Raw genomic sequence first — 23,768 nt, forward strand, 5'->3', positions numbered from 1 at the left:
GCTACCGTCGTTCCTGTCGGTGGACGAGCGGATTGAGGGGGGCTGATGGCGAGCGTGCGGACGACCGTGGTGGTGGCGGTCGCCCCGTCCTGGCGGGGCGGGTTCGGGCGGCTGTGGTCGGCGGCGGTGGTGTCCCGGCTGGGGGACGCCCTGCGGGGCTCCGCGCTGCCGCTGCTCGCCGCGTCGCTGACCGACTCGCCCCTCCTCGTCTCGCTGGTGACGGTGTTCACCTTCCTGCCCTGGCTCCTCTTCGGCCTGCTCGGCGGCGCACTCGCGGACCGGGTGGATCAGCGGCGGGCGATGTGGGCGGTCGATGCCGCCCGGGGAGCGCTGATGGCGGCCTTCGCGGTCGCCGTCTGGCTGGGGCAGGCGACGATAGGGCTGCTGATCGCGCTGTCCTTCGCCCTCACCACGCTGCAGACCCTCTTCGACAGCGCCGCGACGGCCCTGCTGCCCAGGGTGGTCGCCGAGGACGGGCTGGTCCGGGCCAACGCCCGGCTGATGACCGGTCAGGAGGTGGTGGCACGGTTCGTCGGTGCCCCGCTGGTGCCCGTCCTGCTGGGCGCGGGGCTTGCGATACCGTACGCCGCCGATGCGGCGAGCTATCTGCTGGCGGCGGCGCTGGTCGCCTCCCTTCCGGTGAAACCACGCCCGCGTGGCGCGGACGCGGCCGCCGCCCGTTCGCTGCGCCGCGAGGTCGCCGAGGGCATCCGGGTCCTGTGGCGGGACCGCAGGCTGCGCGCGCTCTGCCTCTCCACCACCCTGTGCAATGTGGGCATCGGCGCGCTGATCGCCACGCTCGTCCTGCTCGTCAAGGGCTGGCTGCACACCGGCGCCACCGGCTATGCAGTGGTCATCACGGCCTATGGCATCGGCGGGGTGACCGGGGGAGCGCTGGCCGGACGGCTGACCGACCGGCTCGGCCGGCTGCGCACCCTGCTGGTCACCGGGGTGGTCCAGCTCGGCAGCCTGATCGCGCTGGGCACGATACGAAGCCTGCCGGCGGCGGCGCTGGCCCTGGGCGTCTTCGGCCTCAGCGGCATGGTCTGGAACGTCACCGAGGTCACCATGGTGCAGCAGGGCAGCCCACCGGAGATGCTGGGCCGGATCAACTCCGCCGTCCGCACCATCTCGGTCGCCGGGACCCCGCTCGGAGCCCTGGCCGGGGGTGCGGTGGCGACGGCCTGGGGGCTGAACACCCCGGTGCTGCTCACCGCCGGGCTGTTCGCCCTCGGCATCATGGCACTGCTGCCGGTGCTCACTTCGGACGGTGCCTGATCAATTAGGTTGGGAGTGGCCAGGGAGCTACGAGGAGAAGTGGGCTGATGTCCGAAATGAATGCAGAAGGCCGCGGCAGGCTCGACCGTATGCCGGAGTGGAACGCGCTGGCCAAGCACCGCGATGAGCTGGGGGAGGTGCACCTGCGAGAGCTGTTCGCGGAGGATCCGCGGCGGGCCGGAAGGTATGCCCTCACCGTCGGCGATCTGCACATCGACTACTCCAAGCACCTGGTCACCGATGAGACCCTGCGGCTGCTGCGCGAGCTGGCGGCGGCCACCGGCGTCGCCGGGCTGCGGGACGCGATGTTCCGCGGCGAGAAGATCAACACCACCGAGGGCCGGGCGGTGCTGCACACCGCGCTGCGCGCCCCGGAGTCGGCGGTCGTCAAGACGGACGGCGAGAATGTCGTCCCCGCCGTGCACGCCGTGCTGCGGAAGATGCAGGTCTTCGCCGACCGGGTGCGCTCGGGCGACTGGACGGGCCACACCGGCAAGCGGATCCGCAACATCGTCAACATCGGCATCGGCGGCTCCGACCTCGGCCCCGCGATGGCGTACGAGGCGCTGCGCGCCTACACCGCCCGGGAGCTGACGTTCCGTTTCGTCTCCAATGTGGACGGCGCGGATCTGCACGAGGCGGTGCGGGACCTGGACCCGGCCGAGACGCTCTTCATCGTCGCCTCCAAGACCTTCACCACCATCGAAACCATCACCAATGCCACCTCCGCCCGGAACTGGCTGCTGACCGGTCTGCGCGCGGGTGCCTCCGACACCGCCGTCGCCAAGCACTTTGTGGCGCTGTCCACCAATGAGCGGAAGGTCACCGAGTTCGGCATCGACCCGGCCAACATGTTCGAGTTCTGGGACTGGGTCGGCGGCCGCTACTCCTATGACTCGGCGATCGGGCTCTCCCTGATGATCGCCGTCGGGCCGGACCACTTCCGGGAGATGCTGGCCGGTTTCCACCTGGTCGACGAGCACTTCCGCACCGCCCCGGCCGAGGAGAACGCACCCCTGCTGCTGGGCCTGCTGGGCGTCTGGTACGGCAACTTCCACGGTGCCCAGTCCCATGCGGTGCTGCCCTACAGCCACTATCTGTCGAAGTTCGCGGCCTATCTGCAGCAGCTCGACATGGAGTCCAACGGCAAGTCCGTCGACCGGGACGGCAAGCCGGTGAACTGGCAGACGGGGCCGGTCGTCTGGGGCACCCCGGGCACCAACGGCCAGCACGCGTACTACCAGCTGATCCACCAGGGCACCAAGCTCATCCCCGCCGATCTGATCGGCTTCGCCCGGCCGGTGGACGACCTCGGGCCGGGGCTGGTCGCCCAGCACGACCTGCTGATGGCGAACCTCTTCGCCCAGGGGCAGGCGCTCGCCTTCGGCAAGACGCCCGAGGAGGTCGCGGCGGAGGGCGTACCGCAGGAGCTGGTCCCGCACAAGACGTTCCGCGGCAACCACCCGACGACCACGATCCTGGCGAGCGAGCTGACGCCGTCCGTGCTGGGGCAGTTGATCGCGCTCTATGAGCACAAGGTGTTTGTGCAGGGCGCCGTCTGGAACATCGACTCGTTCGACCAGTGGGGCGTGGAGCTGGGGAAGGTGCTCGCCAAGCGGGTCGAGCCCGCACTGGTGGCGGGTTCCGAGGTGCCGGGGCTGGACGCATCCACGGCGGGGCTGGTGGCACGGTACCGGGAGCTGCGGGGGCGCTGAGCGCGTGGTCCGTAAAACGCCGGGCGGGCTGGAGGATCCAGCCTGTCCGGCGTTTTACGGACCACGCTCAGGCGGAGGCCGGCGGGTACAGCGCCCGCGGCAGCTGGGCCGCCGCGGCCTGGTCCAGCAGCCACAGGGTGCGGCGGCGGCCGTAGGCCCCGGCGGCCGGGGCCTGGATCTCCCCGGCGCCGCCCAGCGCCAGGGCAACGGCCCCCGCCTTGTCCGTGCCCGCGGCGAGCAGCCAGACCTCCCGGGCCGCCCGGATCGCCGGGAGGGTCAGCGAGACCCTGGTCGGCGGCGGCTTGGGCGCGCCGTGCACACCGACGACCGTCCGCTCGGTCTCCCGTACACCCGGCAACTCCGGGAAGAGCGAGGCGACATGGGTGTCCGGGCCGACGCCCAGCAGCAGGACGTCGAAGGACGGCACCGCGGCGTGGTCCTCGGGGCGGGCGGCCGCGGCCAGTTCGGCCGCGTACGCCTCGGCCGCCGCGTCCGCGTCGTCGAAGGTGCCGTCCGCCGAGGGCATCGGATGCACCCGGGCCGGATCCAGGTCCACCGCGTCCAGCAGCGCCGCACGCGCCTGGGTGTGATTGCGCTCCGGGTCGCCGTCCGGCAGGAACCGCTCGTCGCCCCACCACAGATCCAGCCGTGACCAGTCCACCGCGTCCCGGGCGGGCGCCTCGGCCAGGGCCGCGAGCAGCCCATTGCCGTTGCGTCCGCCGGTGAGGACCACGGAGGCGGAGCCACGGGCGGTCTGGGCGTCCACGATCTTGGTGATCAGCCGGGCCGCCGCGGCCTGGGCCATCAGCTCCTTGTCCCGGTGGACGACGATCTGCGGGGTGTTCACTTGGACGCCGCCTTCTTGGCGTTGGCGGGCTTGGCGGCCGGGGCGGACTCCTTCTTCGCCGTGGCGGTTGCCGGCTCCGCGGCGGCCGGAGCCGCCGGCTCCGTCGAACTCAGCCGGTCCACCCCGTACTTCAGCGCGGACTCGTAGCTGACGTCCGGGTCGAGCCGGCGCAGTTCCTCCGCGAGCAGCTCCGCGGTGTCCCGCCGCTTGAGCGCCACGGCGCGGTCCGGCTGGCCCTGCATGGAGAGCGTGGCCAGCGAGCCGTCCGGGCGGTCCAGCGTGATGATGCCGTGCTTGGTCCGCAGCCGCACGGCCGTCAGGCCGGGCCCGTCCGAGACGGTCCGGGTCGCCGTCACCCCGAGGCGGTCCGCGAGCCACATGGCCAGCAGCTCACCGCTCGGGTTGTAGGCCTCGCCCTCGACCTCGGCGGCGGTGACCTCGACGGCCTGCTGGTCCAGGGCCGCCGCGAGCATCGAGCGCCAGGGGGTGGTCCGGGTCCAGGCCAGGTCGGTGTCGCCGGGCGTGTAGTTGGCGGCCCGCTCCGCGAGCTCCCCGATCGGGTCCTCGGCCGAGTAGGTGTCGGTGACCCGGCGCTGGCCGAGCACGCCCAGCGGATCCTTCTCCGGGTTGAGCGGGGAGGCCACCGGCCACCAGACGACCACCGGGGCGTCCGGCAGCAGCAGGGGCAGCACCACCGACTGGGCGTGGTCCGCGACCTCGCCGTACAGCCGCAGGATCACGGTCTCGCCGGTACCGGCGTCGCCGCCCACCCGCACCTCGGCGTCGAGGCGCGCCTTGGCACGGTCCCGTGCCGAGCGGCTGACCCGCTTGATGACCACCAGCTTGCGCGAGGGGTGCTCGCGAGAAGCCTCGTCGGCCGACTTGAGCGCGTCATAGGCGTGCTCCTCGTCGGTGACGACGACCAGGGTGAGCACCATGCCGACGGCGGGGGCGCCGATGGACCGGCGGCCCTGCACCAGCGCGTTGTTGATCTTGCTGGCCGTGGTGTCCGTAAGGTCGATCTTCATGGCCGGCGCCAGCTCCGTCCGTCTCGGGCAAGCATCTCGTCAGCCTCGACCGGACCCCAGGTGCCGGCCGGGTACTGCGCGGGCTTGCCGTGCTTGTCCCAGTACTGCTCGATGGGGTCGAGGATCCGCCAGGACAGCTCGACCTCCTTCAGGCGCGGGAACAGGTTCGATTCACCGAGCAGCACATCGAGGATGAGCCGCTCGTACGCCTCCGGGCTGGACTCGGTGAAGGACTCGCCATAGGCGAAGTCCATCGAGACGTCCCGGACCTCCATCGAGGTGCCCGGCACCTTCGAGCCGAACCGCAGGGTGACGCCCTCGTCCGGCTGCACCCGGATCACCAGGGCGTTCTGCCCCAGCTCCTCGGTGGCGGTGTGGTCGAAGGGCGAGTGCGGGGCACGCTGGAAGACGACCGCGATCTCGGTGACCCGGCGGCCGAGCCGCTTACCGGTGCGGAGGTAGAAGGGGACGCCTGCCCAGCGGCGGTTGTCGATGTCCAGCTTGATCGCGGCATAGGTGTCGGTCTTGGACTTGGAGTCGATGCCCTCTTCCTCGAGGTAGCCGACGACCTTCTCACCACCCTGCCAGCCGTGCGCGTACTGGCCGCGCACGGTGTCCCTGCTCAGGTCCTTGGGCAGCCGCACGGCGCCCAGCACCTTGGTCTTCTCCGCGGCCACCGCGTCCGCGTCGAAGGAGGCGGGCTCCTCCATGGCGGTCAGCGCCAGCAGCTGGAGCAGGTGGTTCTGGATGACGTCCCGGGCGGCGCCGATGCCGTCGTAGTAGCCGGCCCGGCCGCCGATGCCGATGTCCTCGGCCATGGTGATCTGCACATGGTCCACATAGGACCGGTTCCAGATCGGCTCGAAGAGGGTGTTGGCGAAGCGCAGCGCCAGGATGTTCTGGACCGTCTCCTTGCCCAGATAGTGGTCGATCCGGAAGACCTCGTTGGCCGGGAAGACCTCGTGGACGATCCGGTTGAGCTCCTGGGCGCTCTTCAGGTCGTGGCCGAAGGGCTTCTCGATGACGGCGCGCCGCCAGGAGCCCTCCTTCTGGTCGGCCAGGCCGTGCTTCTTGAGCTGCTGGACGACCTGGGGGAACCACTTCGGCGGCACGGACAGATAGAAGGCGAAGTTGCCGCCGGTGCCCTGCTCGTTGTCCAGCTCGTGGATCGTGCTCTTGAGCGTCTCGAAGGCCTGGTCGTCGTCGAAGTCGCCCTGGACGAACCGGCAGCCCTGTACCAGCTGCTGCCAGACTTCTTCGCGGAAGGGCGTGCGCGCGTGCTCCTTGACCGCATCGTGCACGATCTGGGCGAAGTCCTCGTCCTCCCAGTCGCGGCGGGCGAAGCCGATCAGGGAGAAGCCCGGCGGCAGCAGACCCCGGTTGGCGAGGTCATAGACGGCGGGCATCAGCTTTTTGCGTGACAAATCGCCTGTGACGCCAAAGATGACCAGGCCGGACGGCCCCGCGATACGCGGGAGCCGCCGGTCCTGGGCGTCACGCAGCGGATTGCTGCTGGTGCTCAATTTCATGCCTCCGGTGCCAGGCGCTTGAGCTCCGCCTCGGTGGACTTCAGCAGGTCGATCCAGGACGCCTCGAACTTCTCGACGCCCTCGTCCTCGAGGAGCTGCACGACCTCGTCGTAGGAGATCCCGAGCCCCGCGAGGGCGTCGAGCTCGGCCCGGGCCTGCTCATAGGTGCCGCGCACGGTGTCACCCGTGATCTGCCCATGGTCGGCGGTGGCCTCCAGGGTGGCCTCCGGCATGGTGTTCACCGTGTTGGGGGCGACCAGGTCGTCCACGTACAGGGTGTCCTTGTAGGCCGGGTCCTTGACGCCGGTCGAGGCCCACAGCGGACGCTGCTTGTTGGCGCCGGCCTTCTCCAGGGCCAGCCAGCGGTCCGAGGAGAACACCTCCTCGTACGCCTGGTACGCCAGCCGGGCGTTGGCGAGGGCGGCCTTGCCGCGCAGCGCCTTGGCCTCCTCGGTGCCCAGCGCGTCCAGCCGCTTGTCGATCTCGGTGTCCACCCGGGACACGAAGAAGGACGCGACCGAGTGGACCAGCGAGAGGTCCAGGCCCGCGGCCTTGGCCTTCTCCAGGCCGGTCAGGTAGGCGTCCATGACCGCGCGGTAGCGCTCCAGGGAGAAGATCAGCGTGACATTGACGCTGATGCCCCGGCCGATGGTGTCGGCGATGGCCGGCAGGCCCGCCTTGGTGGCCGGGATCTTGATCAGGGTGTTGGGGCGGTCCACCAGCCAGGCCAGCTGCTTGGCCTCGGCGACGGTGGCCGTCGTGTTGTGCGCCAGGCGCGGGTCGACCTCGATGGAGACCCGGCCGTCCTGGCCGTCGGTGGCGTCGAACACCGGGCGCAGGATGTCGGCGGCGTCCCGGACGTCCGCCGTGGTGATCATGCGGATGGCCTCGTCGACGGTGACCTTGCGGGCCGCGAGGTCGGCCAGCTGCTGCTGGTAGCCCTCGCCGCCGGAGATCGCCTTCTGGAAGATCGACGGGTTGGTGGTGACGCCCACCACGTGGCTCTCGTCGATCAGCTCCGCGAGATTGCCGGACGTGATGCGCTTGCGGGACAGGTCGTCCAGCCAGATCGCGACGCCTTCGTCGGAGAGGCGCTTGAGTGCGTCTGTCATGGGGTTTGCATCTCCTACTGGATCGTTGGTGGGGCGTCAGCGGCGGGCGGTGTCGGCGATGGACTCGCGGGCGGCCTCGACCACGGCATCGGCGGTCAGGCCGAACTCCTGGTAGAGCACCTGGTAGTCGGCGGAGGCACCGAAGTGCTCCAGCGAGACGATCCGGCCGGCCTCGCCGACATAGCGGTGCCAGGTCAGGCCGATGCCCGCCTCGACCGCCACCCGCGCCTTGACGTCGGGCAGCAGTACGCCGTCGCGGTAGGCCTGGTCCTGCTCCTCGAACCACTCCACGGACGGCATCGAGACCACCCGGGTCGGGATGCCCTCGGACTGGAGCCGCTCGCGGGCCTCGACGGCCAGCTGGACCTCGGAGCCGGTGCCGATCAGGATCACCTGCGGCCGGCCGCCCTCGGCCTCGAACAGGACGTAACCGCCCTTGGCCACGCCCTCGTTGGCCTCGTATGTCGGCACGTTCTGGCGGGTCAGGGCCAGGCCGTGCGGCGCCGGGTGGGTGGTGTGGCGCTTGGTGATCTCGCGCCAGGCGATGGCGGTCTCGTTGGCGTCGGCCGGGCGGACCATGTTCAGGCCCGGGATGGCGCGCAGCGCGGCCATGTGCTCGACCGGCTGGTGGGTCGGGCCGTCCTCGCCCAGGCCGATGGAGTCATGCGTCCAGACATAGGTGACCGGCAGCTTCATCAGCGCGGCCAGCCGCACCGCGGGACGCATGTAGTCGGAGAACACCAGGAAGGTGCCGCCGTAGATGCGGGTGTTGCCGTGCAGCGCGATGCCGTTCATGGTCGAACCCATGGCGTGCTCGCGGATGCCCCAGTGGACCGTACGGCCGTAAGGGCTCGCCTCCGGCAGCGGGTTGCCCTCCGGGAGGAAGGACGAGGAGGCGTCGATGGTGGTGTTGTTCGAGCCGGCCAGGTCGGCCGAACCGCCCCACAGCTCGGGGACGACGCCGCCCAGTGCCTTGAGCACCTCGCCGGACGCCTTGCGGGTCGCGACGGCCTTGCCGGCCGGGAAGACCGGGATGACCTTCTCCCAGCCGTCGGGCAGCTCACCGGCGTTGATCCGGTCGAACTCGGCGGCCCGCTCGGGGTTGGCGGCGCGCCACTGGTCGAGGCGCTTGGACCAGGTCGCGTGGGCCGCGCGGCCGCGGTCGACGACCTTGCGGACGTGCGCGAAGACCTCGTCCTCGACCTGGAAGGTCTGCTGGGGGTCAAAGCCCAGCACCTCCTTGGTCGCGGCCACCTCGGCGTCGCCGAGCGCCGAGCCGTGCGAGGCCTCGGTGTTCTGGGCGTTCGGGGCGGGCCAGGCGATGATGGTGCGGGCCGCGATGATCGAGGGACGCTCGGTCTCCTCCTGCGCCGCCTTGAAGGCCGCGAACAGCGCCTGGATGTCGAAGTCGCCGTTGGGGGCCTGCTCGATGCGCTGGACATGCCAGCCATAGGCCTCGTAGCGCTTCAGCACGTCCTCGGAGAAGGCGGTCGCGGTGTCGCCCTCGATGGAGATGTGGTTGTCGTCGTAGAGCGCGACGATGTTGCCGAGCTTCTGGTGACCGGCCAGCGAGGAGGCCTCGGCGGAGATGCCCTCCTCCAGGTCGCCGTCGGAGACGATGGCCCAGATGGTGTGGTCGAACGGGGAGCTGCCGGCCGGCGCCTCCGGGTCGAACAGGCCGCGCTCGTAGCGGGCGGCCATGGCCATGCCCACCGCGTTGGCGATGCCCTGGCCCAGCGGGCCGGTGGTGGTCTCCACACCGCGGGTGTGACCGTGCTCCGGGTGGCCCGGGGTCTTGCTGCCCCAGGTGCGGAAGGCCTTGAGGTCGGAGAGCTCCAGGCCGTAGCCGGCCATGAAGAGCTGGGTGTAGAGGGTCAGGCTGGTGTGCCCGGGGGAGAGGACGAACCGGTCACGGCCGGCCCAGTCGGCGTCGCTCGGGTCGTGCCGCATCAGCTTCTGGAAGAGCAGGTAGGCGGCCGGGGCCAGGCTCATGGCCGTGCCGGGATGGCCGTTGCCGACCTTCTGCACGGAATCCATGGCCAGGACGCGAGCGGTGTCGACGGCCCGCTGGTCCAGTTCGGTCCACTCGAGGTCTGTGGTGGTCGGCTTGGTGCTCACCCTAGTTCAGGGCTCCTCTCCACATTGTTCTTCGGCCGGGGGCGGTATGTTCCGCCACGACGCGGCGATGCCGAGCCTACCTTCGCGGTGGCACACGCCTTTTCGACGTCCAGTCGGCCGCTCGGCGCGACGTTCCCGGCAACCGAGACCGGAGGGGAAAGATTCCCGGCACGGGCAGGGCGGTCATGAGTCCATGAGTCCAGCGTGCAATGCGCGGGCGGCGCCCGCCTCTCGGGGGTGCGGATCGGGCCGCCGAGGGCGCTCAACACGACCCCACCCCGGCGGAGGGCGTGCTGTCCCCTGCGTCTAGAGTGGCGTGGTACGCGCAAGTCTTCCCCGGCCGTTCGGGCCGGATGTGCTTGCTGGCCTTATCTCTGTCAGGGGTGTGCGTGACGGCCGTCGAATCCCGTCCTGCGGGGGTGCTTCCCAAGAGCCCCGGCCACCGGCCGTTCGGGGCCCGGGTCAAGGCGTTCGTGGCACTCACCAAGCCGCGGGTCATCGAGCTGCTGCTGATGACGACGGTACCGGTGATGTTCCTCGCGGCCGAGGGTGTTCCGGACCTGTGGCTGGTGCTGGTCACCTGCGTCGGCGGTTACCTCTCCGCCGGCGGCGCGGGCGCGTTCAACATGTACTACGACCGTGACATCGACGCGCTGATGGACCGCACCTCCCAGCGTCCGCTGGTCACCGGCATGGTCTCGCCACGCGAGTGCCTGGTCTTCGCCATCGCGCTGACCGTGGGATCGACCGCGTGGTTCTGGTATCTGGTCAACCCCCTGTCGGCGATGCTGTCGCTCGGCGCCTCGATGTTCTACGTCGTCGTCTACACGATGTGGCTCAAGCGGCGTACCGCGCAGAATATCGTCTGGGGCGGCATCGCCGGGTGCCTGCCGGTGCTCATCGGCTGGTCCGCGGTGCGCAATGAGCTCTCCTGGGCCTCCGTCATCCTCTTCCTGGTCATCTTCTTCTGGACGCCGCCGCACTACTGGCCGCTGTCGATGAAGGTGAAGGACGACTACGAGCGGGTCGGCGTGCCCATGTTGCCGGTCATCGCGGGCAACAAGGTCGTCGCGCGGCAGATCGTGGCCTACAGCTGGGTGATGGTGGCCGTCTCGCTGCTGCTCACGCCGCTGGGCTACACCGGCTGGTTCTACACGGTCGTGGCTGTGGCCTGCGGTGTCTTCTGGCTCAAGGAGGCGCACGCGCTGCAGGCCCGGGCCAAGGCGGGTGTCACGGGCGCCAAGCTCAAGGAGATGCGGCTGTTCCACTGGTCGATCACCTATGTCTCGCTGCTGTTCACCGCGGTGGCGATAGACCCCTTCCTTCGGTAGCCCGTACCCATTTCCCCTACCCGTCGGTAGCATCCTGTTCATGGCAGACACCAAGCAGGCCGAAGAGGCCACGCCCGACGCGCGGGCCCAGCGTCAGGCGGCCAGGCTGGCCAAGCAGATCACCGCATTCGCGGTCGGCCACGGCGGCAGCGCCGAGGGGCAGCTGGCACACATAGGGCGCGGCACCACGCGCATCGCGCTCGTGGGAGCCAACGGCGAGTGGGGCAACCTCGTCGCCCGCTCCTACGAGACGGCGCGCAAGGCCGCCGAGCTCGCCGGGATCGCCCTGCGGGACGACTTCGACGGTGAGATGGCGGCCAAGGTACGCACCGGCCCGTATGAGTGGTCCCGTATGGCGGGCATCCAGCTCGGCGGGCCGGGCAACGGCTGAGGACGTACGGCGAAGGGGCCCCGAACCGATCGGGGCCCCTCTTCGTATGTGTACGCCGTCGCTATCGGGCGGCGGCCGCCGGCTCGTCCCGGAGCACGGCCTCGTGCTCGCCGGCCGGTGCCGGGACGACCGGCAGCTCACCGCGCTCGCGCAGTGACAAGACGACCCGGAGCACGGCGATCCACACCAGGCAGGAGCCCAACATATGGGCGCCGACCATGACTTCGGGCGAGTCGTTGAAGTACTGGACGAAGCCGATCGTGCCCTGGAGCATCAGCACGGCGAACAGCTCCACCACCCTCCGCCGCGACCTGGACGGCGCGTGCACGGCCCGCAGTGCGAACCACAGGGCGATCGTGAGGCCGGTCACGATGAAGACGAAGTCCACGTGCAGCTGGGTGATCTCGCGGAAGTTCAGCCGAATCCGGTGGACGCCCTGCTTCGCGTCCCCCGCGTGCCGGCCCGACCCGGTGACCACCGCGCCGATCACGATCAGCACGGCGACGGAGCCGACCAGCACCCAGCTCAGCTGGCGCACCGGGCGGGTCGCGACATCGCGCGGCTCCTCGTCGCCCTCGCGGGCGCGGTGCCACATCAGCACCGCCACCGTCAGCAGCGCGGTCGCGGCCAGGAAGTGCGAGCCGACGATGTACGGATTGAGCTTCGTCAGCACCGTCACCCCGCCGATCACCCCGTTGGCGGCGACCAGCCAGAACTGCGCCCAGCCCAGCCGGGTCAGGCTGCGGCGGCGCGGGCCCCGGGCGCGGGCCGCGATGATCGCCACGCCGACGACCGCGCACAGCACATAGGTCAGCATGCGGTTGGTGAACTCGATCACGCCGTTGATGCCCATCTCGGGCGTCGGCGTCAGGCTGTCGTCGGTGCAGGTCGGCCACGTCGGGCAGCCGAGCCCGGACTGGCTGAGCCGCACCGCGCCGCCCGTCACCACGATGATCACGGCCATCACGACGCAGGCCAGCGCGGCCCGCTGGACAAAGCGCGCGGACGGCTGCCAGCGGTCCGCGATGGCTTGGAAGGGGTTCATCGTCTTCGGCACGGAAGTCATCGTAGGCGCCCGCTTGTGCATGGATTCACGAGGGGGGTGCCCATGGCGGGATCACTCCCAGCGGAAGAACCGCCCCGCCGCGCCCAGCCCGAGCACCGCCCAGGCGGCGAGGATCCCCAGGTCGCCCCAGGGCATCCCGGCCCCGTCCCGCAGTACGCTCCGCAGCCCGTCCGAGAGGGCCGAGACCGGCAGCAGCTCGAGTACGGACCGCGCGGCGTCCGGGAACTTCTCCAGCGGCACGATCACCCCGCCGCCGACCAGCAGCAGCAGGAAGACGAGGTTGGCCGCGGCCAGCGTCGCCTCGGCCCTGAGCGTGCCCGCCATCAGCAGCCCGAGCCCGGAGAACGCGGCCGTGCCGAGGACGAGCAGCAGCAGCACGGCCGGCCCCCCGGAAAATGTCGCAGCGCCGTGCGGCGACCAGCCGAGCGCCAGGGCGATGACCGTCAACAGCACGATCTGCAGCACCTCGGTGACCAGCACCGAGCAGGTCTTCGCGGTCATCAGCCCCCAGCGCGGCAGCGGGGACGCCCCCAGCCGCTTGAGCACCCCGTAGCGCCGCTCGAAGCCGGTCGCGATGGCCTGCCCGGTGAAGGCCGTGGACATCACGGCCAGCGCCAGGATGCCGGGGGCCAGGAAGTCGACGGACTTGCCCTTGCCGCCCGCTGTCTCCGTAGGCACAGTGACGATGTCCACCGCACTGAAGAGCGTCAGCAGCAGGGTGGGGATGATCACGGTCAGCAGCAGCTGCTCGCCGTTGCGCAGCAGCATCCGGGTCTCCAGTGCGGCCTGCGCCCGGATCATCCGGGGAAGCGGTGCGGCACCGGGCTTCGGGGCGAATGTCGCACTCACGCGCGCAGCTCCTTACCGGTCAGTTCCAGGCTGCGGCTTCCCCGGGGGCAACCCCCGGCCCCCCGGCCGGTCCGTGCGTACCCCGTCACGTGCGCAGCTCCTTCCCCGTCAGTTCCAGAAAAACGTCCTCCAGCGTGTGCCGCTCGACGACTATGCGGTCCGGCAGCACGCCGTGCTGGGCGCACCAGGTGGTGACGGTCGCCAGCAGCTGGGGGTCGATCGCGCCGCTGACCCGGTAGGTGCCGGGCGTCAGTTCCACCGCCGCGGAGTCGACGGGCAGCGCCTTGAGCAGCGAGGCCACGTCCAGACCGGGCCGGCCGTTGAACCGCAGGGTGTCCTCGGCCCCGCTGCGGCACAGCTGCTCCGGGCTGCCATGCGCTATGACCTTGCCGCCGTCCACGATGGCGACGTCATCGGCCAGCTGCTCGGCCTCATCCATGTGGTGAGTGGTGAGCACCACGGTGACGCCGGCGGTGCGCAGCTCGCGCACCAGGTCCCAGGTGGCGCGGCGGGCCTGCGGGTCGAGGCCGGCCGTCGGCTCGTCGAGGAAGACCAGCTCGGGGCGGCCGACGACGGCCATGGCGAGGGAGAGCCGCTGCTGCTGACCGCCGGACAGCCGCCGGTAGGCGGTACGGCCGCAGCCGTCCAGCCCCAGCCGCTCGATCAGCGCGGCCACGTCCAGCGGGTGGGCGTGCAGGGAGGCGATATGCCGCAGCATCTCCTCCGCCCGGGCGCCCGGATAGATCCCGCCGCTCTGCAGCATCACCCCGATCCGGGGCCGCAGCGCCGCGGAGTCGGTGACCGGGTCCAGCCCGAGCACCCGGACCGTGCCGGAGTCGGGGCGGCGGTAGCCCTCGCAGGTTTCGATGGTGGTGGTCTTGCCCGCACCGTTGGGGCCGAGCACGGCGGTGAGGGTGCCGGGGGCGACGGACAGGTCGAGGCCGTCCACCGCGGTCTTGGGGCCGTACCGCTTGACGAGGCCGTGGACCTCGACAGCCGGGGACCCGGCGAAGGCGCTGCGCATGCGGGGAAGTCTACGAAGCCTCCGGCCGTCGGCGGCCCGCAGGGTTTGCGGTTAGGCAGACCTAAGTGATCGAGGCCACCGCTGACCAGTCCGGGTAAGGCTTGTCGCCTCTCAACCAATTACGCAACAATGGTGTTGTGAAATACGCGGGCGACGCTCCGGAGAGCCCCCCGGCCCAGGCGGCCGCCGAGGGCCGGGCCGCCATGCCCGACGAACAGCGCGGCACCCGCAATCGCGTCGTCCGGTCCATCCTCGACCACGGTCCGTCCACCGCGGCCGAGGTGGCCCTGCGCCTTGAGCTGACCCAGGCGGCGGTGCGCCGCCACCTGGACACCCTCGCCGCCGAGGGCATCGTCGAGCCCCGCGAGAAGCGGGTCTACGGCGCCCGTACGCGCGGTCGCCCCGCCAAGGTGTTCGCGCTCACCGACTGCGGCCGGGACGCCTTCGACCAGGCCTACGACAAGCTGGCCGGGGACGCCCTGCGCTGGATCGCCGAGTCCGCCGGCGGCGGCGAGGCGGGTGAGGCCGCGGTCGCGGCCTTCGCCCGCGCCCGGATGGCCGCCCAGGCCGATGCGTACCGCGAGGAGCTGGCGGGCGCCGCCCCCGAGGAGCGCACCCATGCACTTGCCCGGGCATTGACCGCGGACGGGTACGCTGCTACGGCGCGTAGCGCACCGGTCGGCGAACAGCTTTGCCAGCACCACTGCCCGGTCGCCCATGTCGCCGAGCAGTTCCCGCAGCTGTGCGAGGCGGAGACCGAGGTCTTCTCCCGCCTGCTCGGGACGCATGTGCAACGTCTTGCCACCATCGCCCACGGCGATGGGGTGTGCACGACGTTCATTCCGCGTAGCAAGACACCGAAGACCACCACCGCATCCACCAGCACGGCCGGGAGGAACCCCGCATGACTCTCCCCACGGAGACTGTCCACCCTGAGCTCGAGGGCCTGGGCACCTACGAATACGGCTGGGCCGACTCCGACGCGGCCGGTGCCGCGGCCAAGCGCGGCCTCTCCGAGGAGGTCGTCCGCGATATCTCGGCCAAGAAGTCCGAGCCGGAGTGGATGCTCAAGCTGCGCCTGAAGGGCCTGAAGCTCTTCGCGAAGAAGCCCATGCCGACCTGGGGCTCCGACCTCTCCGGCATCGACTTCGACAACATCAAGTACTTCGTCCGCTCCACCGAGAAGCAGGCCGCCAGCTGGGAGGACCTGCCCGAGGACATCAAGAACACCTACGACAAGCTGGGCATCCCGGAGGCCGAGAAGCAGCGCCTGGTCGCCGGTGTCGCCGCCCAGTACGAGTCGGAGGTCGTCTACCACCAGATCCGCGAGGACCTGGAGGAGCAGGGCGTCATCTTCCTGGACACCGACACCGCGCTCAAGGAGCACCCGGAGATCTTCCAGGAGTACTTCGGCACCGTCATCCCCGTCGGTGACAACAAGTTCGCCTCGCTGAACTCCGCCGTGTGGTCCGGCGGTTCCTTCATCTACGTCCCGCCGGGCGTCCATGTCGACATCCCGCTGCAGGCCTACTTCCGGATCAACACCGAGAACATGGGCCAGTTCGAGCGGACGCTGATCATCGTCGACGAGAACGCCTATGTGCACTACGTGGAGGGCTGCACCGCCCCGATCTACTCCTCCGACTCGCTGCACAGCGCCGTGGTGGAGATCATCGTCAAGAAGGGCGGCCGCTGCCGCTACACGACCATCCAGAACTGGTCGAACAACGTCTACAACCTGGTCACCAAGCGCGCTGTCGCCTACGAGGGCGCGACCATGGAGTGGGTCGACGGCAACATCGGCTCCAAGGTGACCATGAAGTACCCGGCCGTCTACCTGATGGGCGAGCACGCCAAGGGCGAGACGCTGTCCATCGCCTTCTCCGGCGAGGGCCAGCACCAGGACGCCGGTGCCAAGATGGTTCACATGGCGCCCAACACCTCCTCCAACATCGTCTCCAAGTCGGTGGCGCGAGGCGGCGGCCGCACCTCCTACCGCGGTCTGATCGAGATCGGCGAGGGTGCCCACGGCTCCAAGTCGAACGTGCTCTGTGACGCGCTGCTGGTGGACACCATCTCCCGCTCGGACACCTACCCCTACGTCGACGTCCGCGAGGACGACGTCTCCATGGGCCACGAGGCGACCGTCTCCAAGGTCAGCGACGACCAGCTCTTCTACCTGATGAGCCGCGGTCTGTCCGAGGACGAGGCCATGGCGATGATCGTGCGCGGCTTCGTCGAGCCGATCGCCCGCGAGCTGCCGATGGAGTATGCGCTCGAGCTCAACCGGCTGATCGAGCTGCAGATGGAAGGCGCGGTCGGCTGACCGCCGCCCCTCCCGGCCGCAGCGAACCCTTTGTGACAGGAAGAGAGCACGACGACAGCCATGGCTGACAACACTCCCGCCGGCAGCACGACCGACGGCGCCATCCAGGTGGGCGGGGCCCAGCAGCCCATCGACGCGCGAGTGAGCGCCCCCGCCTCGTACGACGTCGCGGACTTCCCCGTGCCGCACGGCCGCGAGGAGGAGTGGCGGTTCACCCCGCTCGAGCGCCTCCGCGGCCTGCACGACGGCAGTGCTGCCGAGAACGCAGCCGACGGCGGCGGCATCAAGGTCGAGATCGAGGCCCCCGAGGGCGTCACCGTCGAAACCGTCGGCCGCGACGACTCCCGCCTCGGCCGGGCCGGCAAGCCCGTCGACCGGGTCGCCGCCCAGGCGTACAGCTCCTTCGAGAAGGCCTCGGTCGTCTCGATCCCCAAGGAGACGGTGCTCACCGAGCCCGTCCGCATCTCCGTGCACGGCGAGGGCGGGGTCGCCTTCGGCCACCAGCTCGTCGAGGTCGGCGCCTTCGCCGAGGCCGTCGTCGTTCTCGACCACACCGGTGACGCCACGCTCGCCGCCAATGTCGAGTACCTCATCGGCGACGGCGCCAAGCTCACCGTCGTCTCCGTCCAGGACTGGGACGCCACCGCCGTGCACGCCGCCCAGCACACCGCGCTGGTCGGCCGGGACGCCTCCTTCAAGTCCGTGATCGTCACCTTCGGCGGTGACCTGGTCCGCCTGCACCCCCGGGTCGTCTACGGCGCCCCCGGCGGCGAGGCCGAGCTCTACGGCCTGTACTTCACCGACCGGGGCCAGCACCAGGAGCACCGCCTCTTCGTCGACCACGACACCCCGCACTGCCGCAGCAACGTCGCCTACAAGGGCGCACTGCAGGGCAAGGACGCCCACGCGGTCTGGATCGGCGACGTCCTGATCCGCGCCGAGGCCGAGGGCACCGACACCTACGAGCTCAACCGCAACCTTGTCCTCACCGATGGCGCGCGGGTCGACTCGGTCCCCAACCTGGAGATCGAGACCGGCGAGATCGTCGGCGCCGGCCACGCCTCCGCGACCGGCCGCTTCGACGATGAGCAGCTCTTCTACCTGATGGCCCGCGGCATCCCCGCCGACGAGGCCCGCCGCCTGGTGGTCCGCGGCTTCTTCGCCGAACTCGTCCAGCAGATCGGCATCCCCGAGCTGGAGGAGCGCCTCATCACCAAGATCGAGGCCGAGCTGGAAGCGGCCGTGGCATGACATACGTACGCGTAGCCGCGCTGAGCGAGCTGGAAGAGGACACCCCCAAGCGGGTCGAGATCGACGGCACGCCGGTCTCCATAGTCCGCACCGAGGGCGAGGTCTTCGCCATCCACGACGTCTGCTCGCATGCCAACGTCTCGCTGTCCGAGGGCGAGGTGGAGGACTGCGCCATCGAGTGCTGGCTGCACGGCTCCACCTTCGACCTGCGCACCGGCAAGCCGTCCGGCCTCCCGGCCACCCGCCCCGTCCCCGTATACCCCGTCAAGATCGAAGGGGACGACATTCTCGTCTCCGTCACCCAGGAGTCCTGAGTTCCCCATGGCAACGCTTGAGATCCACGACCTGCACGTCTCCGTCGAGGCCGAAACCGGCCCCCGGGAGATCCTGCGCGGCGTCGACCTGACCGTGAAGCAGGGCGAGACCCACGCCATCATGGGCCCCAATGGCTCCGGCAAGTCCACCCTCGCCTACTCGCTGGCCGGTCACCCCAAGTACACGATCACCGGCGGCACCGTCACTCTCGACGGCGAGGACGTCCTTCAGATGTCCGTCGACGAGCGCGCCCGGGCCGGCGTCTTCCTCGCCATGCAGTACCCGGTCGAGGTCCCGGGCGTCTCGGTGAGCAACTTCCTGCGCACCTCCGCCACCGCCATCCGCGGCGAGGCCCCCAAGCTCCGCACCTGGGTGAAGGAGGTCAAGGAAGCCATGGCACAGCTCCAGATCGACCCCGCCTTCGCCGAGCGCAACGTCAACGAGGGCTTCTCCGGCGGTGAGAAGAAGCGCCACGAGATCCTGCAGCTCGAGCTCCTCAAGCCGAAGATCGCGATCCTCGACGAGACCGACTCCGGCCTGGACGTCGACGCGCTGCGCGTCGTCTCCGAGGGCGTCAACCGGGTCCGCGAGACCGGTGAGGTCGGCACCCTGCTGATCACCCACTACACGCGCATCCTGCGCTACATCAAGCCCGACTTCGTGCATGTCTTCGCGAACGGCCGGATCGCCGAGTCCGGCGGCGCCGAGCTCGCCGACAAGCTGGAGGAAGAGGGCTACGAGGCCTATGTGACGAAGGGTGGCGTAACGGCGTGACACTGATCCCGGGCCTCCTCGACACCGAGGCGATCCGCAAGGACTTCCCCATCCTGGACCGCGTGGTCCACGACGGGAAGAAGCTCGTGTACCTGGACAACGCGGCGACCTCGCAGAAGCCGCGCCAGGTGCTCGACGCACTCAGCTCCTACTACGAGCGCTACAACGCCAACGTCCACCGCGGTGTGCATGTCCTCGCCGAGGAGGCCACCGCGCTGTACGAGGGCGCCCGCGACAAGGTCGCCGCCTTCATCAACGCCCCCAGCCGCGATGAGGTGATCTTCACCAAGAACGCCTCCGAGTCCCTCAACCTGGTGGCCAACATGCTCGGTTGGGCCGATGAGCCCTACCGGGTGGACCGCGACACCGAGATCGTCATCACGGAGATGGAGCACCACTCCAACATCGTTCCCTGGCAGCTGCTCTCGCAGCGCACGGGCGCGAAGCTGAAGTGGTTCGGCCTCACCGACGACGGCCGCCTCGACCTGTCCAACATCGACGAGATCATCACCGAGAAGACCAAGGTCGTCTCGTTCGTCCTGGTCTCCAACATCATGGGCACCATCAACCCGGTCGAGGCGATCGTCCGCCGCGCCCACCAGGTCGGCGCGCTGGTCGTCATCGACGCCTCCCAGGCCGCCCCGCACATGGTGCTGGACGTCCAGGCGCTCCAGGCCGACTTCGTGGCCTTCACCGGCCACAAGATGTGCGGCCCGACGGGCATCGGCGTCCTCTGGGGCCGCCAGGAGCTCCTCGAGGACCTGCCGCCGTTCCTCGGCGGCGGCGAGATGATCGAGACCGTCTCGATGCACTCCTCGACCTACGCCCCCGCGCCGCACAAGTTCGAGGCCGGTACGCCCCCGATCGCCCAGGCCATCGGCCTCGGCACCGCGGTGGACTACCTCACCTCGATCGGCATGGAGAACATCGCCCGCCACGAGCACGCGATCACCGAGTATGCGATCCGCAGGCTCCAGGAGGTCCCCGACCTGCGCATCATCGGCCCGACCACGGCCGAGGACCGCGGCGCCGCGATCTCCTTCACGCTCGGCGACATCCACCCGCACGATGTGGGCCAGGTCCTCGACGAGCAGGGCATCGCCGTCCGGGTCGGCCACCACTGTGCACGGCCGGTCTGCCTGCGGTACGGAATTCCCGCGACCACGCGGGCGTCGTTCTATCTGTACTCCACACCCGGTGAGGTCGATGCGCTGATAGCGGGCCTGGAGCACGTCCGGAACTTCTTCGGCTGAATGGGCAGCGGACAGTGAAGCTTGACTCGATGTACCAGGACGTCATCCTGGACCACTACAAGCACCCGCATGGGCGGGGCTTGCGCGACGGCGACGCCGAGGTGCATCACGTCAATCCGACGTGTGGCGATGAGATCACCCTGCGGGTGCGGCTGGACGGCTCCACCATCGAGGACGTCTCCTACGAGGGCCAGGGCTGCTCCATCAGCCAGGCCAGCGCCTCCGTCCTCAATGAGCTGCTGGTCGGCAAGGAGATCGAGGAGGCGCGCCGGATCCAGGAGACCTTCCTGGAGCTGATGCAGTCCAAGGGCAAGGTCGAGCCCGACGATGCGATGGAGGAGGTGCTGGAGGACGCGGTCGCGTTCGCCGGTGTCTCCAAGTATCCGGCCCGGGTGAAGTGCGCCCTGCTGAGCTGGATGGCGTGGAAGGACGCGACGGCGCAGGTGCTGTCGGAGAGGAAGACCGCATGACTGAGGAAGCCATGACCAAGCCGGCCACCGAGGAGGAGGTCCGCGAGGCCCTGTACGACGTGGTCGACCCCGAACTGGGCATCGATGTCGTCAACCTCGGCCTGATCTACGGCATTCACATCGACGACGCCAACATCGCCACCCTCGACATGACCCTGACATCCGCGGCCTGCCCGCTGACCGATGTCATCGAGGACCAGGCGAAGTCGGCGACCGAGGGGATCGTCAACGAGCTCCGGATCAACTGGGTCTGGATGCCACCGTGGGGCCCCGACAAGATCACCGACGATGGCCGGGAGCAGCTCCGGGCCCTGGGCTTCAACGTCTGAGCCGGGTACGGCCGGCCTGACGCCGCACCCCGCGGCGTCAGGCCATCCCTGCGGCGTCAGGCTGGCCCCGCGGCGGTCAGGCCATCCAGAAGAACACCGCCGTCATCCGCTTCTCTTCAAGGGCCTTGCCCCAGTAGCCGGTGGCACTGTGCATCATGTTGGCGGTGTAGAGCAGCAGCCGGTTGTACCGGTGCGGCACCCGGACGTCCTCGGTGAAGGAGTCCGGCGGGACGAACCGCGTCCCCAGCGCGTCCACCAGGTTGTTGTGCGGCGCCGTCACCATGTTCCCGCCGAGTCTGCCGCCGGGCAGGCTCTGCCGGTAGAAGGCGGTCCCGCAGTCCTTGGGCACCTTCGGATTGAGGTAGAGCACCGCCGCGTAACGGCACATGGCCCGTGAATCGGTGTGCGGACGCGGCTGGCTCTCGCCCTCGCCGACGACCTGGACGCAGTTGTGGTTGAGCGTGTCGCCACCCGGCGCCGTCTCCACCCACAGCCTCCGCGCCCCGGTCGCCTTCCTGACCAGCTGCTCGACCCGGGCCAGTTCACCCGGCTCCAGCCCCGGCATCGTCCGCAGCCCGGGCCAGCTCTCCGGCTTGTGCGGATATCCCTCGACCCAGTCGTCCTTGGCCAGGCAGCGCGCCCGGACGGCGTCCGGGTCGGGCAGTGCGTCGTCCAGGATCCAGTAGTCCCGGCCGCGGGTCGGCTTGCGGTAGGGCAGAACGGGGAGTTCGGGCATGCGGCCGACCATAGCGCCGCCAACTCCCAGGATTCCCACCCGGATTGGTCAACTCACCGTAATCCTCAAGTCCGTAAACCCTTGGAGGATTTCTACACCCCGTTGACGTGCGAACCGCTCCTCTCGTCGATCGCGGGCATCGAGGCCCCCTCCGGGTGCCATCGTTGAAGGAAGCCCGACTGCCGGGAGGCATCGACCAGTTCGATGCGGGCGCCGATGCTGTCCATGCGGTGGTAGGCGAACGGGCGCCCGTACGGGCAGCCGGAGAACTCCACGGCGAAGCCGCTGTCCTCAAGGCGTGGGGAGCCCTGCTCAAGGGAGCTCGACCAGTAGCCGAGGTGATCGAACCTGGCCCCGACGCGTCCCAGGGGCTGCCTGCCACGCCTTCGATCAGCTCGATGAAGGGTGGCCCGCCCCGAGTGAAGGCGATGCGGTAGTCCCACTCGCCGAGCCGTTCGGCTGATGGAGCGCTCCATTCGGCGCCCACGGAGCGCTGGAAGTCCCGCATGGCCCGCTCGATGTCGGGGACGGCGAAACAGACGTGATAGAAGGCAGTGGTCATCCGCTCATGATCGAGCAAGTAGCGGGATGCGCACGCGAATATTTGTTGGCGGGCACAGTCGGCGGTTGTGAGGATCGGGACATGTCCGTATTCCTGAAGACCGACCGGCTGGTGCTCCGCCGGTTCACCGACGCCGACGTGGACCGGCTGCTGGCCCTCGACAACGACCCGGGGGTCATGCGCTTCATCAACGGGGGCCGGCCGACCTCTCGTGAGAACGTCGGGACCCAGGTCCTGCCGAGGCTTCTCCATCACCACCCGTCAGGCTTGGGAATCGGTGGAGGTCGCGGGCGGTGCACATTGCGGTGCGTTCCACAGTGGTCCATGCGGCGGCTGGGTGGCGGCAGTTGATGGTCGTGATGTTCATGGGTGCGCTGCTCGTAGGTGACGGCTCATCTCGACAACACCGCTGGAAACTCTCCCTGGACCGCGGATGTCGCTGTGCCGGAGCGCAGCGGAGCCCGGGGCCGGGGCCGACGGCGTCGGCAGCATGTCAGCCACGCTCGGCCACGGCCAGCAGCGTGCCAAGGCCGATCATCGTGGTCCCGGTGGCCACGCGTTGGCGCGTCTGCCAGCCTGGATGACGGGAGAGGCGGCTGCCCAGCGGCCCGGCGACGCAGGCGACCACGATGTCGGCGGCCATGTTCATGGCCACGACGATCAGCCCGAGTACGACGAAGACCACGGGGGCGGGGGCCTGATCCGGGTGGACGAAGTTCGGCAGAAACGCCAGGAAGAAGACGGCCGTCTTGGGGTTGAGGATCTCGGTGATCACTCCCTGGGTCAGTGCGGACCGGGGCGCTGGACGGTGTTCCTCATCCAACGCGGCAGACCTATGAGCCAGAGCACGGATACCGAGATAGATCAGATACGCCGCGCCGGCCAGTTTGACAACGGTAAAAGCCGTGGCTGAGGTCGCCAGCACGGCGGAGAGCCCGAGGGCCGCCGCGCCGACGTGGACGAGCGCCCCGAGGGAGGTCCCCAGGACCGAGCGGATCCCCTCGGCGCGGCCACCTTGGAGGCTGCGCGCCAGCACATAGAGCAACCCCGGACCCGGGACGATGGCGAACAGTGTGGTGGAACCGAGAAAGATCATCCATTCAGCGGTAGTTGGCATACCGGCAGGGTAGAGGCGCCCCGTCGGCCAGTCAGCCGATTTCTGATCGACGAGCTCCCGCAAGGTCCCGCAAGCTCCCCCAAGGGTCCCCAAGGGTCCCCAAGGGTCCCCAAGGGTCCGACTGGTCCGCTCTGGTGCCCCCTAGGCCCGTAGCCAAGTGCGGGTCAGGGCGGGTGGGGAGTGTTTCTGCACCGCTTCGCGGTTTGGGGGGGGCAGGGCAGGAGGGGCTGCGCCCCCTGGGCCCGCCCGCTGCGCGGCCGGATGGGGGTGGGCCGGTGAGGGGCGGGAGCCGTGGTCCGTTTGCGGTGCGGAGTGCCGGGCTGCGCCCGGTCCCGCTCCGCTGCGCT

Annotated in this window: 24 protein-coding genes and 1 pseudogene; 13 read left to right on the plus strand and 12 right to left on the minus strand. The window is 69.7% G+C overall.

Translation table 11 applies throughout. The features are described from left to right. Window positions 1–45 precede the first annotated feature (45 nt). Window positions 46–1,278: an MFS transporter gene (locus ABCR83_RS02065; protein ID WP_462692651.1), complete on the plus strand. Its 1,233-nt coding sequence runs from the start codon at window positions 46–48 to the stop codon at window positions 1,276–1,278. A 56-nt stretch (window positions 1,279–1,334) separates the two neighbouring features. Next, window positions 1,335–2,993, plus strand: coding sequence for a glucose-6-phosphate isomerase (gene pgi, locus ABCR83_RS02070; protein WP_462692714.1), 1,659 nt, complete (start codon window positions 1,335–1,337; stop codon window positions 2,991–2,993). A gap of 67 nt (window positions 2,994–3,060) precedes the next feature. Here pgi and pgl read toward each other — a convergent pair whose 3' ends face one another. From pgl to tkt, 5 genes are read right to left on the minus strand one after another with little or no spacing between them, the layout of a single operon-like run. Continuing rightward, on the minus strand, window positions 3,061–3,840 hold the full coding sequence (gene pgl / locus ABCR83_RS02075; protein WP_462692653.1) for a 6-phosphogluconolactonase: 780 nt from the start codon (window positions 3,838–3,840) through the stop codon (window positions 3,061–3,063). Next, a complete protein-coding gene (opcA, locus tag ABCR83_RS02080) occupies window positions 3,837–4,868 on the minus strand; it encodes a glucose-6-phosphate dehydrogenase assembly protein OpcA (protein ID WP_462692655.1) in 1,032 nt (343 codons plus the stop codon). Before opcA ends, pgl begins: the two co-directional genes overlap by 4 nt. Beyond that, complete coding sequence (gene zwf / locus ABCR83_RS02085) at window positions 4,865–6,397, minus strand: glucose-6-phosphate dehydrogenase (protein WP_462692657.1); 1,533 nt, start codon at window positions 6,395–6,397, stop codon at window positions 4,865–4,867. The genes opcA and zwf overlap by 4 nt, the downstream gene beginning before the upstream one ends. Then, window positions 6,394–7,509, minus strand: a complete 1,116-nt coding sequence (gene tal / locus ABCR83_RS02090) for a transaldolase (protein ID WP_462692659.1) — start codon at window positions 7,507–7,509, stop codon at window positions 6,394–6,396. The genes zwf and tal overlap by 4 nt, the downstream gene beginning before the upstream one ends. Before the next feature lie 36 nt (window positions 7,510–7,545). Further along, the gene (gene tkt, locus ABCR83_RS02095) at window positions 7,546–9,627 is read right to left on the minus strand and encodes a transketolase (RefSeq protein WP_462692661.1); all 2,082 of its coding nucleotides are present in this window, start codon (window positions 9,625–9,627) and stop codon (window positions 7,546–7,548) included. A gap of 389 nt (window positions 9,628–10,016) precedes the next feature. Here tkt and ABCR83_RS02100 point away from each other — a divergent pair, with 389 nt between their 5' ends. Both ABCR83_RS02100 and ABCR83_RS02105 read left to right on the plus strand, forming a co-directional pair. After that, window positions 10,017–10,958, plus strand: a complete 942-nt coding sequence (locus ABCR83_RS02100) for a heme o synthase (protein ID WP_462692663.1) — start codon at window positions 10,017–10,019, stop codon at window positions 10,956–10,958. Between the two features lie 40 nt (window positions 10,959–10,998). After that, window positions 10,999–11,349 carry a hypothetical protein gene (locus tag ABCR83_RS02105; protein WP_462692665.1) on the plus strand — a complete coding sequence of 117 codons (351 nt, stop codon included), beginning with the start codon at window positions 10,999–11,001 and terminating at the stop codon, window positions 11,347–11,349. Window positions 11,350–11,410: 61 nt separating this feature from the next. On the opposite strand, the gene ABCR83_RS02110 is transcribed toward ABCR83_RS02105, so the two are convergent. The 3 genes from ABCR83_RS02110 to ABCR83_RS02120 form a co-directional block, all read right to left on the minus strand. Then, complete coding sequence (locus tag ABCR83_RS02110; protein ID WP_462692667.1) at window positions 11,411–12,406, minus strand: COX15/CtaA family protein; 996 nt, start codon at window positions 12,404–12,406, stop codon at window positions 11,411–11,413. 60 nt (window positions 12,407–12,466) lie between these two features. Next, a complete protein-coding gene (locus ABCR83_RS02115) occupies window positions 12,467–13,216 on the minus strand; it encodes an ABC transporter permease (protein WP_462692716.1) in 750 nt (249 codons plus the stop codon). 133 nt (window positions 13,217–13,349) lie between these two features. Next, a complete protein-coding gene (locus tag ABCR83_RS02120) occupies window positions 13,350–14,288 on the minus strand; it encodes an ABC transporter ATP-binding protein (protein WP_462692669.1) in 939 nt (312 codons plus the stop codon). A 137-nt stretch (window positions 14,289–14,425) separates the two neighbouring features. Between ABCR83_RS02120 and ABCR83_RS02125 the strand changes: the two genes are divergently transcribed. Genes ABCR83_RS02125 through ABCR83_RS02160 form a run of 8 tightly spaced genes read left to right on the plus strand, consistent with a single transcriptional unit; the run spans window position 14,426 to window position 21,006 of the window. Next, a complete protein-coding gene (locus tag ABCR83_RS02125; RefSeq protein WP_462692671.1) occupies window positions 14,426–15,196 on the plus strand; it encodes a helix-turn-helix transcriptional regulator in 771 nt (256 codons plus the stop codon). Beyond that, window positions 15,193–16,614 carry a Fe-S cluster assembly protein SufB gene (gene sufB / locus ABCR83_RS02130; protein ID WP_462692673.1) on the plus strand — a complete coding sequence of 474 codons (1,422 nt, stop codon included), beginning with the start codon at window positions 15,193–15,195 and terminating at the stop codon, window positions 16,612–16,614. Before ABCR83_RS02125 ends, sufB begins: the two co-directional genes overlap by 4 nt. A 60-nt stretch (window positions 16,615–16,674) precedes the next feature. Continuing rightward, complete coding sequence (gene sufD / locus ABCR83_RS02135; RefSeq protein WP_462692675.1) at window positions 16,675–17,865, plus strand: Fe-S cluster assembly protein SufD; 1,191 nt, start codon at window positions 16,675–16,677, stop codon at window positions 17,863–17,865. After that, complete coding sequence (locus ABCR83_RS02140) at window positions 17,862–18,179, plus strand: non-heme iron oxygenase ferredoxin subunit (protein WP_462692677.1); 318 nt, start codon at window positions 17,862–17,864, stop codon at window positions 18,177–18,179. The genes sufD and ABCR83_RS02140 overlap by 4 nt, the downstream gene beginning before the upstream one ends. 7 nt (window positions 18,180–18,186) lie before the next feature. Continuing rightward, entirely contained in the window at window positions 18,187–18,954 is a 768-nt protein-coding gene (gene sufC, locus ABCR83_RS02145) for a Fe-S cluster assembly ATPase SufC (RefSeq protein WP_462692679.1), read from the plus strand. Then, window positions 18,951–20,207, plus strand: coding sequence for a cysteine desulfurase (locus tag ABCR83_RS02150; protein ID WP_462692681.1), 1,257 nt, complete (start codon window positions 18,951–18,953; stop codon window positions 20,205–20,207). Before sufC ends, ABCR83_RS02150 begins: the two co-directional genes overlap by 4 nt. Before the next feature lie 14 nt (window positions 20,208–20,221). Continuing rightward, complete coding sequence (gene sufU, locus ABCR83_RS02155) at window positions 20,222–20,677, plus strand: Fe-S cluster assembly sulfur transfer protein SufU (protein WP_462692683.1); 456 nt, start codon at window positions 20,222–20,224, stop codon at window positions 20,675–20,677. Next, complete coding sequence (locus tag ABCR83_RS02160) at window positions 20,674–21,006, plus strand: metal-sulfur cluster assembly factor (RefSeq protein ID WP_462692685.1); 333 nt, start codon at window positions 20,674–20,676, stop codon at window positions 21,004–21,006. The genes sufU and ABCR83_RS02160 overlap by 4 nt, the downstream gene beginning before the upstream one ends. Window positions 21,007–21,082: 76 nt before the next feature. On the opposite strand, the gene ABCR83_RS02165 is transcribed toward ABCR83_RS02160, so the two are convergent. From ABCR83_RS02165 to ABCR83_RS02175, 3 genes and pseudogenes are all read right to left on the minus strand, one after another. Continuing rightward, window positions 21,083–21,742: a DUF6445 family protein gene (locus tag ABCR83_RS02165; protein ID WP_462692686.1), complete on the minus strand. Its 660-nt coding sequence runs from the start codon at window positions 21,740–21,742 to the stop codon at window positions 21,083–21,085. A gap of 92 nt (window positions 21,743–21,834) precedes the next feature. Beyond that, complete coding sequence (locus tag ABCR83_RS02170; RefSeq protein ID WP_462692718.1) at window positions 21,835–22,017, minus strand: hypothetical protein; 183 nt, start codon at window positions 22,015–22,017, stop codon at window positions 21,835–21,837. Window positions 22,018–22,148: 131 nt separating this feature from the next. Then, window positions 22,149–22,304: pseudogene (locus ABCR83_RS02175) on the minus strand (VOC family protein); the annotation flags it as partial. Between the two features lie 81 nt (window positions 22,305–22,385). On the opposite strand from ABCR83_RS02175, the gene ABCR83_RS02180 reads away from it, so the two are divergent. After that, window positions 22,386–22,655, plus strand: coding sequence for a GNAT family N-acetyltransferase (locus ABCR83_RS02180; protein WP_462692720.1), 270 nt, complete (start codon window positions 22,386–22,388; stop codon window positions 22,653–22,655). A gap of 142 nt (window positions 22,656–22,797) precedes the next feature. Here the strand turns inward: ABCR83_RS02180 and ABCR83_RS02185 are convergent, their stop codons facing one another. Next, window positions 22,798–23,421: a LysE family translocator gene (locus tag ABCR83_RS02185; protein ID WP_462692688.1), complete on the minus strand. Its 624-nt coding sequence runs from the start codon at window positions 23,419–23,421 to the stop codon at window positions 22,798–22,800. Window positions 23,422–23,768: the final 347 nt, after the last annotated feature.

The organism is Streptomyces xingningensis (genome assembly GCF_054957865.1).